Below are 14,375 nucleotides of genomic sequence, written 5' to 3' on the forward strand. Positions count from 1 at the left end.
GGCATGACCGACACGGCAGACCTTGGCGCGCTTTTCGGGGCCTCGAAGACCGAAACCTTCCTCGGCCTGCCCCGCTGCGACGACCTGAATACGCTCGACGCGCCGATCGCCCTGCTCGGCGTGCCCGGCGCGACGCCCTATGAAAGCGTCGGCGCCTATTGCCGCCACGCCCCCGCCGCGCTGCGCCAGGCCACGGCGGCACTGACCGCCAATCTGGAACGGCACAATTTCGACCTCGGCGGCCCGACCTTCCCCGACCCGGCGCATCGCGCAGCCGATTGCGGCGACCTGCCCTTCGATGACAGTGATTTCGCCGCCAACCGCGATGCGATCCGTTCGGCGGTTGCCACCATCCTCGGCCAAGGCGCGGTGCCGGTGCTGCTGGGCGGCGACGATTCCGTGCCGATCCCGATGCTGCAGGCGCTGGCGCCCCACGGCCCGCTGACCATCCTGCAGATCGACGCCCATATCGACTGGCGCCGCGATCACATGGGCGAAGACATGGGCCTGTCCTCGACCATGCGCCGCGCCTCGGAAATGGATCACGTCGCCAACATCGTGCAGGTCGGCGCCCGCAGCATCGGATCGGCGCACAGCGACGATTACCGCGATGCCTGCTATTGGGGGGTGAACTTCGTCCCCGCCCGCGCGCTGCATCGCGACGGGGTCGCGGCGGCGCTGGCGCATATCCCCGAAGGGGCCAATATCGCGATCTGTTTCGACGTCGATGCGCTCGACCCCTCCATCGTGCCGGGCGTGATCGGCCGCGCGCCGGGCGGCCTGAGCTATTTCCAGGCGCTCGACCTGATCGAAGGCGCAGCCCAAAGGGGCCGCATCGTGGCCGCCGATTTCGTCGAATACATGCCCGGCGCGGATGTCGGCGACCTCGGTGCGCTGACCGTGTCGCGGCTGATCACCGCCACTTTGGGCGTGCTGGCCCGGCAATCCGCACGGGACGCCGGGCGCGCTTAATCCGCGTCGAACCCGGCCAGCTTGCGCAGCGCCCGGCGCAGCACCGCGTCCTCTTCCGCGCTCAGCCCCGCCGACAGTTTCGCGTCATAGGTCTGCGCCACGCCCAGCAGATCGCGATAGGCGGTCAGCCCCAGATTGGTCAGTTCCAGATATTCCAGCCGCCGGTCGCGGTCATCCTGTTCGCGGGTCAGAAACCGCCGTTCGCCCAGCCGCGCCACCGCCCGGCTGATCTTGGTCTTGTGCATTTTCGACCGCTGGCCGATTTCCTTTGCGGTCATCCGGCCGTATATTCCCAGATGGAACAACACCCGCCATTCGGTGCGCAACATGCCGTAGCGGTCCTTGTAGACCTGCTGAAACGCAAGGCTGCTTTCCTCGGCCGCCTGGTTCAGCAGATAAGGCAGAAAATTCTGCAAATCGAACTCATGTTTTTCGGTCATTTCCGGCCTCCATCTGTTGTTAGTTACAAAATCAACTATTAACAGCACAAGCGAAAAGGAGAACGCGCCATGAATCAGCAGACGAAACCGCATGGTTTCGTGCAGGCTCCGACGCCGCACGGGACCACCCCGGGCTATATGCCCGGTTTCGGCAACGATTTCGAAACCGAGGCCCTGCCCGGTGCCCTGCCGCAGGGCATGAACAGCCCGCAGAAATGCAATTACGGTCTGTACGGTGAACAGCTTTCGGGCACCGCCTTCACCGCCAACCCGCCGGAACGGACCTGGACCTATCGCATCCGTCCCTCGGTCAAGCATTCGCACCGCTATGAAAAGATCGACCTGCCCTATTGGAAATCGGCGCCGAACGTCGATCCCGATGTCGCCTCGCTCGGTCAATACCGCTGGGATCCGGTCGCCCATGACGGCGAAGACCTGACCTGGCTCACCGGCATGCGCACCATGACCACCGCGGGCGACGTCAACACCCAGGTCGGCATGGCCAGCCATGTCTATCTGGTCACCGCCTCGATGCAGGACGCCTATTTCTTCTCGGCCGATTCCGAACTTCTGGTCGTGCCGCAGGAAGGCCGTCTGCGGTTCTGCACCGAACTGGGCATCATCGACCTGGAGCCCAAGGAAATCGCCATCATCCCGCGCGGCCTGGTGTATCGGGTCGAGGTTCTCGAAGGTCCCTGCCGCGGCTTCGTCTGCGAAAACTACGGCCAGAAATTCGAACTGCCCGCGCGCGGCCCGATCGGCGCCAACGCGATGGCCAACCCGCGCGACTTCAAGGCGCCGGTGGCGGCCTATGAAGACCGCGAAACGCCCTCGACCCTGACGGTGAAATGGTGCGGCCAGTTCCATGAAACCAAGATCGGCCAGTCGCCCTTGGACGTGGTGGCCTGGCACGGCAACTACGCGCCCTACAAATACGACCTGCGCACCTATTGCCCGGTCGGCGCGATCCTGTTCGACCATCCCGACCCGTCGATCTTCACCGTGCTGACCGCGCCGTCGGGCGTGCCGGGCACGGCCAATATCGACTTCGTGCTGTTCCGCGAACGCTGGATGGTGGCCGAAAACACCTTCCGCCCGCCGTGGTATCACAAGAACATCATGTCGGAACTGATGGGCAACATCTATGGCCAGTACGACGCCAAACCGCAGGGCTTCGTCCCCGGCGGCATGTCGCTGCACAACATGATGCTGCCGCACGGACCGGACAAGAACGCCTTCGAGGGCGCGTCGAATTCCAACCTCGGCCCCGAGAAGCTGGAAAACACCATGTCCTTCATGTTCGAAACCCGCTTCCCGCAGCACCTGACCGGCTTCGCCGCGAACGAGGCGCCGCTGCAGGACGATTACATCGACTGCTGGGCCGACATCGAAAAGAAATTCGACGGCACGCCGGGGCTGAAGTGATCGTGAAGGATGGGGCTTGGCCCCACCCTAAAGATAAAAGGTAAGGTGGGGCCAGGCCCCACCACGCCGTAAAAGGAAACGCGAATGACCCTGATGAAATCCTGGGTGGACAGCGCCAACGACGCCAACCACCCGTTCCCGCTCAACAACCTGCCTTACGGCGTGTTCTCGACCGAAGACGGCGATCCGCGCTGCGGCGTCGCCATCGGCGACATGATCCTCGACGTCACCGCGGCCGAGGCCGAGGGCGTGATCACCCTGACCGACTACCCGCTGTTCGACGTGCCGTTCTGGAACGAACTGATGGAAGAAGGCCCCGCCGTCTGGGCCGCGCTGCGCGAACGTCTGATCGCGCTGCTGTCCGACGGATCGGCCGAGCGCGCCAAGGTCGAACCGCTGCTGGTGCCGATGGCCGATGCCGAAATGCACCTGCCCTTCGCCGTCAGCGAATACACCGATTTCTACGCCGGCAAGAACCACGCCTTCAACGTCGGCACCATGTTCCGCGGCCCGGAAAACGCGCTGCCGCCGAACTGGCTGCATATCCCGATCGGCTATAACGGCCGCGCCTCCTCGGTCGTCGTCTCGGGCACCGATGTACGCCGCCCCTGGGGTCAGCTGAAGGGTCCCAACGACGCCGCGCCGCGCTTCGCGCCTTGTGCCCGCTTCGATATCGAACTGGAAATGGGCGCCATCGTCGGCACCTCCTCCGAAGGTCCGATCACCGTGGCCGAAGCCGATGCCAACATCTTCGGCTACGTGCTGCTGAACGACTGGTCGGCGCGCGACATCCAGGCCTGGGAATACCAGCCGCTGGGCCCGTTCCAGGCCAAGGCGACGGCGACCACCATCAGCCCCTGGATCGTGACCAAGGCGGCGCTCGATCCGTTCCGCTGCGACACGCCCGCGCGCGAGGTCGAACTGCTCGACCACCTGAAGGATTGCGGCCCGATGCTCTATGACATCGACCTCGAAGTGACGCTGCAACCCGAAGGAGGCGACGCCAGCACCATCGTGCGGACCAATTACAAGGAAATGTACTATTCCGCCGCGCAGCAGCTGGCCCATCACACCACGTCGGGCTGCCCGATGAACGTGGGCGACCTGCTGGGCTCGGGCACCATTTCCGGTCCGACCAAGGAAAGCCGCGGCTCGCTCTTGGAACTCAGCTGGGGCGGCAAGGAACCGCTGGAACTTCCCACCGGCGAGACCCGCAGCTTCATCGAGGACAACGACACCCTGACCCTGAAAGGCGCCGCCAAGGGCGACGGCTACACCATCGGCTTCGGCGATTGCGTGGGCAAGGTGCTTCCCGCCCTCGACGATCCTTACAAACGCTAAGTTCTTCTTGGCATAAATACTCCCGCCGGAGGCGTCCCGAACGCCCCACCGGCGCACCGATCAAAGAAAGGCACAGACATGGCCAAGGCATTCGCGTCCCAGGGGGACATGACCGAAAAAACCATCAGCTTCACCGAGGTGGGCGAAGGGCTCTACGCCTTCACCGCCGAGGGCGATCCGAACTCTGGCGTCATCATCGGCGACGACAGCGTGATGATCGTCGAGGCGCAGGCGACCCCGCGCCTGGCCAACAAGGTGATCGAATGCGTGCGCTCGGTGACCGACAAACCGATCACCCACGTGGCGCTGACCCATTACCACGCGGTGCGCGTTCTGGGTGCCAGCGCTTTCGGCGCGCAACAGGTCATCATGTCGGATGCGGCGCGCGGCATGGTCGCCGAACGCGGCCAGGAAGACTGGGACAGCGAATTCCAGCGCTTCCCGCGCCTGTTCGAAGGCCATGAAAGCATCCCCGGCCTGACCTGGCCCACCACCACGTTCAGCGATTCGATGACCGTCTACCTTGGCAACCGCAAGGTCGAGATCAAGCATCTGGGCCGCGCCCACACCGCCGGCGACGCGGTGGTCTACGTGCCCGACCAGAACGTGATGTTCACCGGCGATATCGTCGAATACCACTCGGCCTGCTATTGCGGCGACGGCTATTTCAACGAATGGGGCAACACGCTCGACGCGATCAAGGCCTATGACGTCGACGCCATCGCGCCGGGCCGGGGCGACGCGCTTGTGGGCCATGAAATGGTCAACGCGGCGATCGAAAACACCCGCGATTTCGTCGAAAGCACCTACCGCCCGGCGGCCCGCGTCGCGGCGCGCGGCGGTTCGCTGAAGGAAGCCTGGGACGCGGTGCGCGCCGAATGCGATCCCAAGTTCGCCGACTACGCGATCTACGAACATTGCCTGCCGTTCAACGTGGCCCGCGCCTATGACGAAGCGCGCGGCATCGCCAACCCGCGGATCTGGACCGCGCAGCGCGATCTGGACATGTGGGCGCAGCTGCAAGGCTGAGTTCTGAGACGCATGATACCGTGCCCCACAGAGGGCGCGGTGTCCGCGGGGGCGCGCGCCCCCGCATCTTCCCCTTGGCCAATCGCGCCAAGGGACTGGCAGAGATTTGTTTGCAGCTGGGAGGAACCAGATGAACAAGATTTTCGAAATCCCCCTCTACCCCTATGCCCGCAGCGCCGATCAGGATGCGGCAGCACCGGTGCGGCGCAGGGTCGTGGTGGTGGGCGCCGGTCCGATCGGGCTGGCCGCCGCCATCGACCTGGCCCAGCAGGGGATCGAGGCCATCGTTCTGGACGACAACGACAAGGTCAGCTTCGGCAGCCGCGCGATCTGCTTCGCCAAGCGGCCGTTGGAAATCCTCGACCGTTTGGGCTGCGGCCACCCGATGGTCGACAAGGGTGTGGTGTGGGACACCGGCAAGGTCTTCTTCGACGACCGCAAGGTCTATGAATTCAACCTGCTGCCGGAAACCGGCCACGAATTCCCCGCCTTCATCAACCTGCAGCAATACTATTTCGAAGAATACCTGGTGAACCGCGCCCGCGAACTGGAAGCCGAAGGCGCGCCGATCGAACTGCGCGGCGGCAACAAGGTGCTGAAGGTCGAGGACAAGGGCGATCACACCGTGATCGAGATCGACACGCCCGAAGGCCCCTACACGCTGGAAGCCGACTGGCTGATCGCCTGCGACGGCGCCGGGTCGCCGATCCGTTCGATGATGGGGCTGGATTTCGTCGGCCGCGTCTTCGAGGACAACTTCCTGATCGCCGACGTGATCATGGAGGCCGAATTCCCCACCGAACGCTGGTTCTGGTTCGACCCGCCCTTCAACAAGGGCCAGTCGGCGCTGCTGCACAAGCAGCCCGACGGCGTCTGGCGCATCGACCTGCAGCTGGGCTGGGACATCGACAAGGAAAAGGAAAAGAAACCCGAAAACGTCATCCCACGGCTCAAGGCGATGCTGGGCGAGGACGTGAAATTCGATCTCGAATGGGTCTCGATCTATACCTTCCAGTGCCGCCGGATGGAAAACTTCCGCCACGGCCGGGTGATCTTCGCCGGCGACGCGGCGCACCAGGTATCGCCCTTCGGCGCGCGCGGTGCCAATTCCGGGCTGCAGGATACCGACAACCTGGCCTGGAAACTGAAGCTGGTGATCGAAGGGCTGGCGCCCGACAGCCTGCTCGACAGCTACGATACCGAACGGGTGCACGGCGCGGATGAAAACATCCTCAATTCCTCGCGCTCGACCGATTTCATCACGCCGAAATCGGACACCAGCCGGATTTTCCGCGACGCGGTTCTGGACCTGTCGGAACATTACGCCTTCGCCCGCCCGCTGGTGAATTCGGGCCGCCTGTCGGTGCCCTGCACCTATGACGGCTCGGCGCTGAATTCGCCCGACGCGCTGCCCGGCGGCCCGGCCCGCACCCGGCCCGGATCGCCCTGCCCCGACGCGCCGCTGGACGAAGGCTTCCTGCTGCACCGGCTGGGCAACGACTTCACCCTGCTGACGATCAACACCGACGTCCCGGCGGAACTGGAAGAAAGCGGCATCAAGGTGGGCAGCCTGTCGCTTTACAGCGAAGCCCTCGACCCGGCGCTGGCAGACCGCTACCTGGGCGACGCGGAAACCGCCGTCTACCTGATCCGCCCGGATCAGCACGTCGCCGCCCGCTGGGACAAGTTCGACGAAACCGCAACCCGCGCCGCGATCCGCCGCGCCATTGGCAAGGAGTAATCAGATGTCCCTGACCCTGACGCCCAATATCGACAATGCCGATGATTTCTATGCCGACCTGCTGGCCACCCATGAAGGGCTGAGCAAGGCAGACAGCGACGCGCTGAACGCGCGGCTGATCCTGATCATGGCCAACCATATCGGCGACCGCGCGGTGCTGGCCGAGGCGCTGGACGCGGCCAAGAAATCGGCAGGCTGATCGCCGACAGGCCCTCTGGGGCACCTTTGGAAACCCTGATCGGGGCCGCGCGTTGCGTGGCCCCGTTTTCCATCAGCCCGGTTCGGCGCTGTACCCGAACCATTCCAAGACCAGCGCCCGCAGGCTGCCGTCCTCGCTCATCTCGAAAATCCCGTCCTCGAAGGCGAAGCGCAGATCGCTATCGCCTTCGCGCAGAACCGCACCGAAACCGGGATCGAATTTCCGAACCTCGTAGATATAGCCATAGGTATCGCCCTGCGTTTCGATCACCGGCGCAAGGATGCGCCGTTCCCCCGCAATTCCCTCGACCTCGCCGTTCTCCAGCCCTTCCAGGGCGGCCTCCATCGTCGGGTAGGGCACCGGGGTCCGGCTGTTCTGATCGAACCAGAAGGTCAGGTCGCGCCCCGGCAGCACCGCCAGGCGGCCAACGCCGAAGGTCAGTTCGTGCCCCTTGTGACCGATCACCGAAAACACGTCGGGATACATATAAGCCTGGGTCCGGTCCAACCCGTCGGGCAGGCCCCGGTCCATCGGAATCGCCCCCATCGCCACGTCATGGCGCCCCTCGGCAAGCCCGCTCAACAGGCTGTCCTGGGCCACCAGGCCCCCGGCACAATCCAGCTCCATCCGCTGGCAGATTTCTTTGCCAAGCGCCGGTTCGAACCCGGCCGGATTGCCGTTTTCATCGGCATAGCTGAACGGCGCATTGTCGGCGCGATAGGCCAGCCGGATCGTATCCGCCGTCGAGGGCGTCGCCAAAAGCAGGGCCGCCGCCAATACCCCAAGGAAATGTTTCATCGCTCCTCCTCCGGTGAAATCCATGCATTCAATGCGGCGGGCAAACCCGCTAACAATGGCGCATGATCGCTTGGCCCAACGGTGCCTTCCATGACCTCGGTCAAGCCTCGAGCATAGCTCTTGCGGTTCGGTGAAAGCCAAACTAGTTTACATGTTAATGAAATGAGGAGGCGCAAATGCGGTGGAGCGAATTCCCCAAATGGGGCAAATGGGCGGCGGATTGGGCGGCCAAGTACCACGCGGGCCTGCGCGACCGCCCGGTGCGCGCCCAGACCAAACCGGGCGAGGTGATGGCGCAACTGCCCGCATCGCCCCCCGACGCGCCGCAGCCGATCGAGGATATCGTCAAAGATTTCGAATCCATCGTGATGCCCGGCATCACCCATTGGCAGCATCCCCGCTTCTTCGCCTATTTCCCCTCCAACGCCTCGCCCGCCGCCGTGCTGGCCGACAACCTGGTCACCGCGATGGCGCCGCAATGCATGCTGTGGCAGACCTCCCCGGCCGCGACCGAAATGGAAACCCGCATGATGGACTGGCTGCGCCAGTCGCTGGGCCTGCCCACCGGCTTTTCCGGCGTCATCCAGGACAGCGCGTCCTCGGCCACGCTGGCCGCCGTGCTGGTGATGCGCGAACGCGCGCTGAACTGGGATGGCAACGCTAACGGTCTGCCGGGGCAGAAACCGCTGCGGGTCTATTGCTCGAACGAGGTCCATACCTCGGTCGACCGGGCGATCTGGATTTCCGGGATCGGCCAGGCCAACCTGGTGCGCATTCCCACCCAGGGGCCACTGCGGTCGATGAACACCGAAATGCTGGAAGACGTGATCAAGGCCGATATCGCGGCCGGCTACCTGCCCGCGGGCGTGGTCGCCTGCATCGGCGGCACCGGCACCGGCGCCTGCGACGACCTGACCGCCACAATCGCGGTGGCGCGGAAATACGACCTCTATACCCATGTGGATGCCGCCTGGGCCGGGGCGGCCATGATCTGCCCGGAATACCGCGAACTGTGGCAAGGGGTGGAGGAGGCCGATTCCATCGTCTTCAACCCGCATAAATGGCTCGGCACCCAGTTCGACCTCTCGGCCCATTTCGTCAAATCGCCCGAGGACCTGACCCGCACCCTGGCGATCCAGCCGGAATACCTGAAAACCCACGGCGCCGACGGGATCATCAACTATTCCGAATGGTCGGTGCCGCTGGGCCGCCGCTTCCGGGCGCTGAAACTGTGGTTCCTGATCCGCGCCTACGGGCTGGACGGGCTGCGCCAGATGATCCGCAACCACGTGACTTGGTCGCAAGCGCTGGCCGAAAAGCTGCGGACCGTGCCCGATATCGAGATCGTCACCGATCCGGTGCTGTCACTGTTCACCTTCCGCTTCACGCCCGAAGGGCAGGACGCGGACGACGCCACGCTGGCCCTGATCAACGCGATCAACGACGATGGCCGCATCTACCTGACCCAGACCCGGACGGACGGTAAACTGGTCATCCGCTTCCAGGCCGGGCAATTTGATTGTACCCAGGATGATATCGACACCGCTTTCGACGTGATCGTGGAAACCGCCAACCGACTGAAGGACGCCTGACATGCCCGCACCTCTCAACACCTTCAAGGCCGCGCTAGAGCGGGGCGAGATGCAATATGGCTGCTGGGCCGGCTTCGCCGATCCCTATGCGACCGAAATCCTCGCCACCGCGAATTTCGACTGGCTGGTGATCGACGGCGAACACGCGCCCAACGACCTGCGCACGATCATGCACCAGCTGCAGATCCTCGACGGCAAGCATTCCGAGGGCGTCGTGCGCCTGCCCATCGGCAACGAGTGGCTGATCAAGCAGGCGCTGGACGTGGGCGCGCAGACGCTGCTGATCCCGATGGTGGAAACCGCCGATCAGGCCCGCGACCTGGTCCGCGCCTGCCGCTACCCACCCGAAGGCATCCGCGGATCGGGCGCCGCGCTGGCCCGTGCCTCGCGCTTTTCCGACATCCCCGATTACATCCAGACCGCCAACGCACAAATCTGCCTGCTGTTGCAGGTCGAAACCCGCAAGGGAGTCGAAAACCTCGACGCGATCCTCGCCGTCGAGGGCGTCGATGGCGTGTTCATCGGACCCTCGGACCTGGCCGCCGATCTGGGCCATTCGGGCCAGAGCGGCCATGACGAGGTGCGCGCGGTGATCAAAGACTGCCTGGGCAAGATCGCGGCCTCGGACAAGGCCGCCGGCATCCTGGCGGTCGATCAGGCCGTGGCAGCCGAATACCGCGACTGGGGCGCGCAGTTCCTGGCCGTGGGCATCGACGTCGTCATGCTGGCCAAGGCGGCGCGGGCGACCATGGCGAACTGGAAATAACGGACAGATGGCAGGGCAGACCGACACGATCATCACCGCGATCCTCGACGCGATCGAAAGCGGCGCGCTGAACCCCGGCGGCGTGATCGAGGAACAGACCCTGATCAATAGCCACAACGTGTCGCGCACGCCGGTGCGCGAGGCGCTGATCCAGCTGGAAACCGCAGGCCTGATCCGCCGCACCCCGCGCAAGGGTGCGGTGGTGTTCAAGCCGACGCTGGAGGAATTCCTGGCGATCCTCGAGGTGCACGCCAAGCTGGAAGGCCAGGCGGCTGGACTGGCCGCGCGCCGCCTGTCGCCCATCCACCGCGCCGCGCTGGAAGCGGCGGTGGTGGCCTGCGAAGACCACGCAGCGCGGCTGGGCGACGGCGAACCGGACCAGTATTACCAGCTCAACCTCGATTTCCACCGCGTGGTGGCCGAGGCGGCGGGCAATCCCTTCCTTCTGGACATGATCAAGACGAACGCGCGCAAGTTGATGGCTTATTACCGGGCGCGCTATCACTATTCCGGGGTGATCGCGGCCTCGGCCCGCGAACACCGGCAGATCGCCGACCTGATCACCGCCCGCAAATCGGCCGAGGCCGAGGCGGCGATGGAGGCGCATGTGCATTTCGATCACGTGACCGCGCTGGATCTTCTGGCCGCACTGGGGTGAAGGGGGGCTGCCGCCCCCGCCCCTTCGGGGCTCCCCCGCGAGTATTTTCACCAAGAAGAAACGGTTAGCGCGCCTGTTCGAAGAAGCGCGCGAGGCTTTCGGCGAAGCTTTCGGTGTCGGCGGGGGCCGAGAGCGAGGCGCGGGCTTTGTCCAGCACCTCGTCGGGCAGCTTGCCCTGCATTTCCTCGGTCAGGGCAGCGATGAAGCCGGGCGTCATTTCCGGGTGGTACTGGGTGGTGTAGACATGGTTGCCGATGGCGAAGGCCCCGGCGGCGCAGTCGGCGTTGCCGCTCAGGATGCGGGCGCCCTCGGGCAGTTCCGTCACCTGTTCCACATGGGCGGCGTAAAGCCCGGTCTTGCCGGGCAGGCCCTGCATCCACGGTGCAGGGTCGGTCAGCTCGGTTTCGGTCCGGCCGAACACCCAGCCGCCGGGGTTCTGCTCGACCTTGCCGCCAAGCGCCAGCGCGATCGCCTGATGGCCGAAACATGCGCCGAAGAGCGGAATGCCCTTCGCCACGATATCGCGGATCAGATCCAGCAACCGGCCCACCCAAGGATCGGTATCGTGCACCGAGGCCGGGCTGCCGGTGATCATCACCCCGTCGAAACGGTCGAGCGATTCGGGAAACACCCCGTCCTTCACCGCGAAGACCTGCGTCTGCCAATCCGGCCGCACCAGGTGCAAAAGCGCGGTGAATTTTTCACCATCCTTCGGATGTCGCCCGGAAAATTCGCTTTCATCGGTGTTGGTCATCAAGATCGCGATACGCATGACGGTCCTGCCTGAGATTTTTCTTTACATATTTATAGCCACTTTTAATATACATAACAAGTTAACAACAAGAGGTATCACAATGACGGTCTGGACCCCCACCGACGACGGTTTCGCCGACCTGACCAGCCACGATACCTTTGTGAACGGCGCGCCGCATAACACCTTCGCCCGGCTGCGCCGCGACGACCCGGTGCACTGGACCGACTGGGACGGCGGCGAAGGGTTCTGGTCGATCACCCGCCACGCCGACATTTCCGAAATGAACCGCCAGCCGCAGGTCTTCTCCTCGGCCCGCGGCATCCGGATGGAAGACCAGACCTACGAGGAATACCTCGCCCGCCGCACCTTCCAGGAAACCGATCCGCCGGAACACATGATGACCCGGATCAAGGTGGCCAAGGCGTTTTCCAAGCCGGTCATCGCCGAATTTGAAAACGATATCCGTAAGCTCTGCGACGACATCCTCGACGTGGCCTTGCAGAAGGGCGCATTCGACGCCACCAAGGACATCGCGCGCCAATTGCCGATGCAGATGCTGGGCCGCATCCTTGGCCTGCCCGAGGAAGACCTGCCCTGGCTGGTGGAAAAGGGCGACGCGCTGATCGCCAATACCGACCCGGATTTCACCGATCACGTGCTCGATAAGATGACGACGGATGAATTCCGCATGATGCCGTTCAATTCGCCGGCAGGGGCGGAGCTTTACAGCTATGCCAAGGACCTGATGGCGCGTAAGGACGCGGCCGGAGACACCAGCGGCGTGTTGCACCTGATCCTGCAGCCCGCCAAAGATGGCAGCGTGATCACCGAAGAGGAATTCCGCAACTTCTTCTGCCTGCTGGTGGCGGCGGGCAACGACACCACCCGTTATTCCATCGCCGCCGGAATTCAGGCGATGTGCCATCAGCCCGAACTACTGGGCCAGATGCAAAGCGAAGACATCTGGGACACCGCGCCGGATGAAATCATCCGCTGGGCCACGCCCGCGATCTATTTCCGCCGCACCGCCACGCAAGACGTGGAAATGCATGGCAAGACCATCCGCGAGGGCGACAAGGTGCTGTACTGGTGGTCCTCGGCCAACCGCGATGACACCGTGTTCGACGATCCGTTCCGGGTGAACCTGAAACGCACGCCCAACAAACATTTGTCCTTTGGCCAGGGCGGCCCGCATGTTTGTCTGGGCATGTGGCTGGCGCGGCTCGAGGTCCGGGTGCTGTTCCAGGAACTCGCCAAGCGGATCACATCGATAGAGGCCAACGGCCCGCATAAATTCCTGCGCTCGAATTTCGTGGGCGGGATCAAGGAACTGCCGGTGAAGGTGGTCGCCAAATAGGGAGCCCGAATATGAACACACGCCTGCGCGCGTTATTTTGCGATCACCTGTCGATCATGCGGGGCAAGTACCTGCCCGGATCGAAGATCGGCGACGACACGACCCGGTTCTGCCGGTCCACCTTCGGGGTGCATTACGACAAGGATCTGCTCGACGCGCCGGGCGCGATGATGATGCAGGGCCTGCCCGACATGGAACTGCACTGGCGCGGCGAGGAGATTCGCGACAGCTGGGAACGGGCGACCAAGATCGTGGTGGGCGACCTCTACGACACCGACGGGGAACCGCTGCCGCTGTGCGGGCGCGGCGCGCTGAAACGGGCGGTGAAGGATTGGCAGGCGATGGGGCTGACGCCCAAGGTCGGGCTGGAGCTGGAAGCCTTCGCCTTGGTGGCGGATGAAAACGGCCGGCTGGTGCCCTATGACACGCCGGGCGCGCATGTTTACGCCACCGGCAATTTCGCCGACCCGATGCGGTTCAATGATGCGATCTGGGAAAAGGCGGATGAGCTGGGCTTCCGGCTCGACATGATCACCTCGGAATACGACAGCCCGCAATTCGAATACACGCTGACCTTCGACGACGCGGTGAAGGCGGTGGACGATATCGTGCTGTTCCGCCTGATGGCGCGGGAAATCGCGCTGGAACACGGGATCGTTTTGTCCTTCCTGCCCAAACCGATTGCCGAAGCGGGCGGATCGGGTCTGCACGTGAACTTCTCCTTCGTCAACGAATCCGGCGGCAACGCCTTGTCGAGCGGCGAAAAGGGCGGGCCGGATCACATGAACGATCTGGCGCGCGACTGCGTCGCCGGGCTGATGAAACATCACAAGGGACTGGCCGGGCTGATCGCGCCCACCGCCAATTCCTACCAGCGGCTGCAGCCGGGATCGCTGTCGGGCTTCTGGGCCAACTGGGGTGGCGATCATCGCAACGTGACCACGCGGGTGTCGACCGAAGGCGGCGCCAAGGCGCGGCTGGAACACCGTACCGCCGATGCCTCGGCCAACCCCTATACCGCCACCGCGGGCGTGCTGCAGGCCGCAAGGCTGGGCGTGGTGAACAAGTACGACCTGGGCCCCATCGAGACCGGCGACGGGTTCGAGAACTGGGATGCCAAGGACAGCGCCGCGGTCACCCTGAAAGGCGCGATTGCCGATCTGAAGGCCGACACGGTACTGGGCGAAGCGGTGGGCGCGGACCTGGTCGCCAACCACGTCTTCATGAAGGAAAAGGAAGTCAAGAAAACCAAGGACCTGGAAGGCGACCAGCTGCGCGACTTCTATGTCTGGTTCGTCTGAGG

14 protein-coding genes are annotated in these 14,375 nt (G+C 64.2%); 11 read left to right on the forward strand and 3 right to left on the reverse strand.

Annotated features, from left to right (window positions below; genetic code table 11):
* The first annotated feature begins 3 nt into the window (after positions 1 to 3).
* Complete coding sequence (locus GR167_RS12730) at positions 4 to 972, forward strand: arginase family protein (protein ID WP_160973995.1); 969 nt, start codon at positions 4 to 6, stop codon at positions 970 to 972.
* Here the strand turns inward: GR167_RS12730 and GR167_RS12735 are convergent.
* Positions 969 to 1,412, reverse strand: a complete 444-nt coding sequence (locus tag GR167_RS12735; RefSeq protein WP_160973997.1) for a MarR family winged helix-turn-helix transcriptional regulator — start codon at positions 1,410 to 1,412, stop codon at positions 969 to 971. The genes GR167_RS12730 and GR167_RS12735 overlap by 4 nt on opposite strands.
* Before the next feature lie 69 nt (positions 1,413 to 1,481).
* Between GR167_RS12735 and hmgA the strand changes: the two genes are divergently transcribed.
* The 5 genes from hmgA to GR167_RS12760 all read left to right on the forward strand — a co-directional run bounded on the left by hmgA (position 1,482) and on the right by GR167_RS12760 (position 7,147).
* Positions 1,482 to 2,837, forward strand: a complete 1,356-nt coding sequence (hmgA, locus tag GR167_RS12740) for a homogentisate 1,2-dioxygenase (protein ID WP_160973998.1) — start codon at positions 1,482 to 1,484, stop codon at positions 2,835 to 2,837.
* 84 nt (positions 2,838 to 2,921) lie between these two features.
* Positions 2,922 to 4,178 carry a fumarylacetoacetase gene (gene fahA / locus GR167_RS12745; protein ID WP_160973999.1) on the forward strand — a complete coding sequence of 419 codons (1,257 nt, stop codon included), beginning with the start codon at positions 2,922 to 2,924 and terminating at the stop codon, positions 4,176 to 4,178.
* A gap of 78 nt (positions 4,179 to 4,256) precedes the next feature.
* Positions 4,257 to 5,207, forward strand: a complete 951-nt coding sequence (locus tag GR167_RS12750; protein WP_160974000.1) for an MBL fold metallo-hydrolase — start codon at positions 4,257 to 4,259, stop codon at positions 5,205 to 5,207.
* 130 nt (positions 5,208 to 5,337) lie between these two features.
* Positions 5,338 to 6,948, forward strand: coding sequence for an FAD-dependent oxidoreductase (locus GR167_RS12755; RefSeq protein ID WP_160974001.1), 1,611 nt, complete (start codon positions 5,338 to 5,340; stop codon positions 6,946 to 6,948).
* A gap of 4 nt (positions 6,949 to 6,952) precedes the next feature.
* A complete protein-coding gene (locus GR167_RS12760; protein ID WP_160974002.1) occupies positions 6,953 to 7,147 on the forward strand; it encodes a DUF2783 domain-containing protein in 195 nt (64 codons plus the stop codon).
* A 72-nt stretch (positions 7,148 to 7,219) separates the two neighbouring features.
* On the opposite strand, the gene GR167_RS12765 is transcribed toward GR167_RS12760, so the two are convergent.
* On the reverse strand, positions 7,220 to 7,945 hold the full coding sequence (locus tag GR167_RS12765) for a transporter substrate-binding domain-containing protein (RefSeq protein WP_160974003.1): 726 nt from the start codon (positions 7,943 to 7,945) through the stop codon (positions 7,220 to 7,222).
* A 176-nt stretch (positions 7,946 to 8,121) separates the two neighbouring features.
* Between GR167_RS12765 and GR167_RS12770 the strand changes: the two genes are divergently transcribed.
* From GR167_RS12770 to GR167_RS12780, 3 genes are read left to right on the forward strand one after another with little or no spacing between them, the layout of a single operon-like run.
* Positions 8,122 to 9,537 (forward strand): pyridoxal phosphate-dependent decarboxylase family protein, encoded by a 1,416-nt coding sequence (locus tag GR167_RS12770; protein WP_160974004.1) that lies wholly within the window; start codon positions 8,122 to 8,124, stop codon positions 9,535 to 9,537.
* 1 nt (position 9,538) lies between these two features.
* On the forward strand, positions 9,539 to 10,303 hold the full coding sequence (locus GR167_RS12775) for an aldolase/citrate lyase family protein (protein ID WP_160974005.1): 765 nt from the start codon (positions 9,539 to 9,541) through the stop codon (positions 10,301 to 10,303).
* A 7-nt stretch (positions 10,304 to 10,310) separates the two neighbouring features.
* Positions 10,311 to 10,961 carry a GntR family transcriptional regulator gene (locus GR167_RS12780; RefSeq protein WP_160974006.1) on the forward strand — a complete coding sequence of 217 codons (651 nt, stop codon included), beginning with the start codon at positions 10,311 to 10,313 and terminating at the stop codon, positions 10,959 to 10,961.
* A 64-nt stretch (positions 10,962 to 11,025) separates the two neighbouring features.
* Here the strand turns inward: GR167_RS12780 and GR167_RS12785 are convergent, their stop codons facing one another.
* Positions 11,026 to 11,733, reverse strand: coding sequence for a type 1 glutamine amidotransferase (locus GR167_RS12785; protein WP_160974007.1), 708 nt, complete (start codon positions 11,731 to 11,733; stop codon positions 11,026 to 11,028).
* Positions 11,734 to 11,815: 82 nt separating this feature from the next.
* On the opposite strand from GR167_RS12785, the gene GR167_RS12790 reads away from it, so the two are divergent.
* Both GR167_RS12790 and GR167_RS12795 read left to right on the forward strand, forming a co-directional pair.
* The gene (locus tag GR167_RS12790; RefSeq protein WP_160974008.1) at positions 11,816 to 13,072 is read left to right on the forward strand and encodes a cytochrome P450; all 1,257 of its coding nucleotides are present in this window, start codon (positions 11,816 to 11,818) and stop codon (positions 13,070 to 13,072) included.
* 11 nt (positions 13,073 to 13,083) lie between these two features.
* A complete protein-coding gene (locus GR167_RS12795) occupies positions 13,084 to 14,373 on the forward strand; it encodes a type I glutamate--ammonia ligase (protein WP_160974009.1) in 1,290 nt (429 codons plus the stop codon).
* Positions 14,374 to 14,375: the final 2 nt, after the last annotated feature.

The sequence above is a fragment of the Thalassovita mangrovi genome, from assembly GCF_009857745.1.
GTDB lineage: Bacteria > Pseudomonadota > Alphaproteobacteria > Rhodobacterales > Rhodobacteraceae > Thalassobius > Thalassobius mangrovi.

What these genes read in the sequence shown, in the direction of transcription:
- GR167_RS12730 (WP_160973995.1), top strand. Translation starts at nt 4, where the DNA reads ATGACCGACACGGCAGACCTTGGCGCGCTTTTCGGGGCCTCGAAGACC.
- GR167_RS12735 (WP_160973997.1), bottom strand. Translation starts at nt 1,412, where the DNA reads ATGACCGAAAAACATGAGTTCGATTTGCAGAATTTTCTGCCTTATCTG.
- hmgA (WP_160973998.1), top strand. Translation starts at nt 1,482, where the DNA reads ATGAATCAGCAGACGAAACCGCATGGTTTCGTGCAGGCTCCGACGCCG.
- fahA (WP_160973999.1), top strand. Translation starts at nt 2,922, where the DNA reads ATGACCCTGATGAAATCCTGGGTGGACAGCGCCAACGACGCCAACCAC.
- GR167_RS12750 (WP_160974000.1), top strand. Translation starts at nt 4,257, where the DNA reads ATGGCCAAGGCATTCGCGTCCCAGGGGGACATGACCGAAAAAACCATC.
- GR167_RS12755 (WP_160974001.1), top strand. Translation starts at nt 5,338, where the DNA reads ATGAACAAGATTTTCGAAATCCCCCTCTACCCCTATGCCCGCAGCGCC.
- GR167_RS12760 (WP_160974002.1), top strand. Translation starts at nt 6,953, where the DNA reads ATGTCCCTGACCCTGACGCCCAATATCGACAATGCCGATGATTTCTAT.
- GR167_RS12765 (WP_160974003.1), bottom strand. Translation starts at nt 7,945, where the DNA reads ATGAAACATTTCCTTGGGGTATTGGCGGCGGCCCTGCTTTTGGCGACG.
- GR167_RS12770 (WP_160974004.1), top strand. Translation starts at nt 8,122, where the DNA reads ATGCGGTGGAGCGAATTCCCCAAATGGGGCAAATGGGCGGCGGATTGG.
- GR167_RS12775 (WP_160974005.1), top strand. Translation starts at nt 9,539, where the DNA reads ATGCCCGCACCTCTCAACACCTTCAAGGCCGCGCTAGAGCGGGGCGAG.
- GR167_RS12780 (WP_160974006.1), top strand. Translation starts at nt 10,311, where the DNA reads ATGGCAGGGCAGACCGACACGATCATCACCGCGATCCTCGACGCGATC.
- GR167_RS12785 (WP_160974007.1), bottom strand. Translation starts at nt 11,733, where the DNA reads ATGCGTATCGCGATCTTGATGACCAACACCGATGAAAGCGAATTTTCC.
- GR167_RS12790 (WP_160974008.1), top strand. Translation starts at nt 11,816, where the DNA reads ATGACGGTCTGGACCCCCACCGACGACGGTTTCGCCGACCTGACCAGC.
- GR167_RS12795 (WP_160974009.1), top strand. Translation starts at nt 13,084, where the DNA reads ATGAACACACGCCTGCGCGCGTTATTTTGCGATCACCTGTCGATCATG.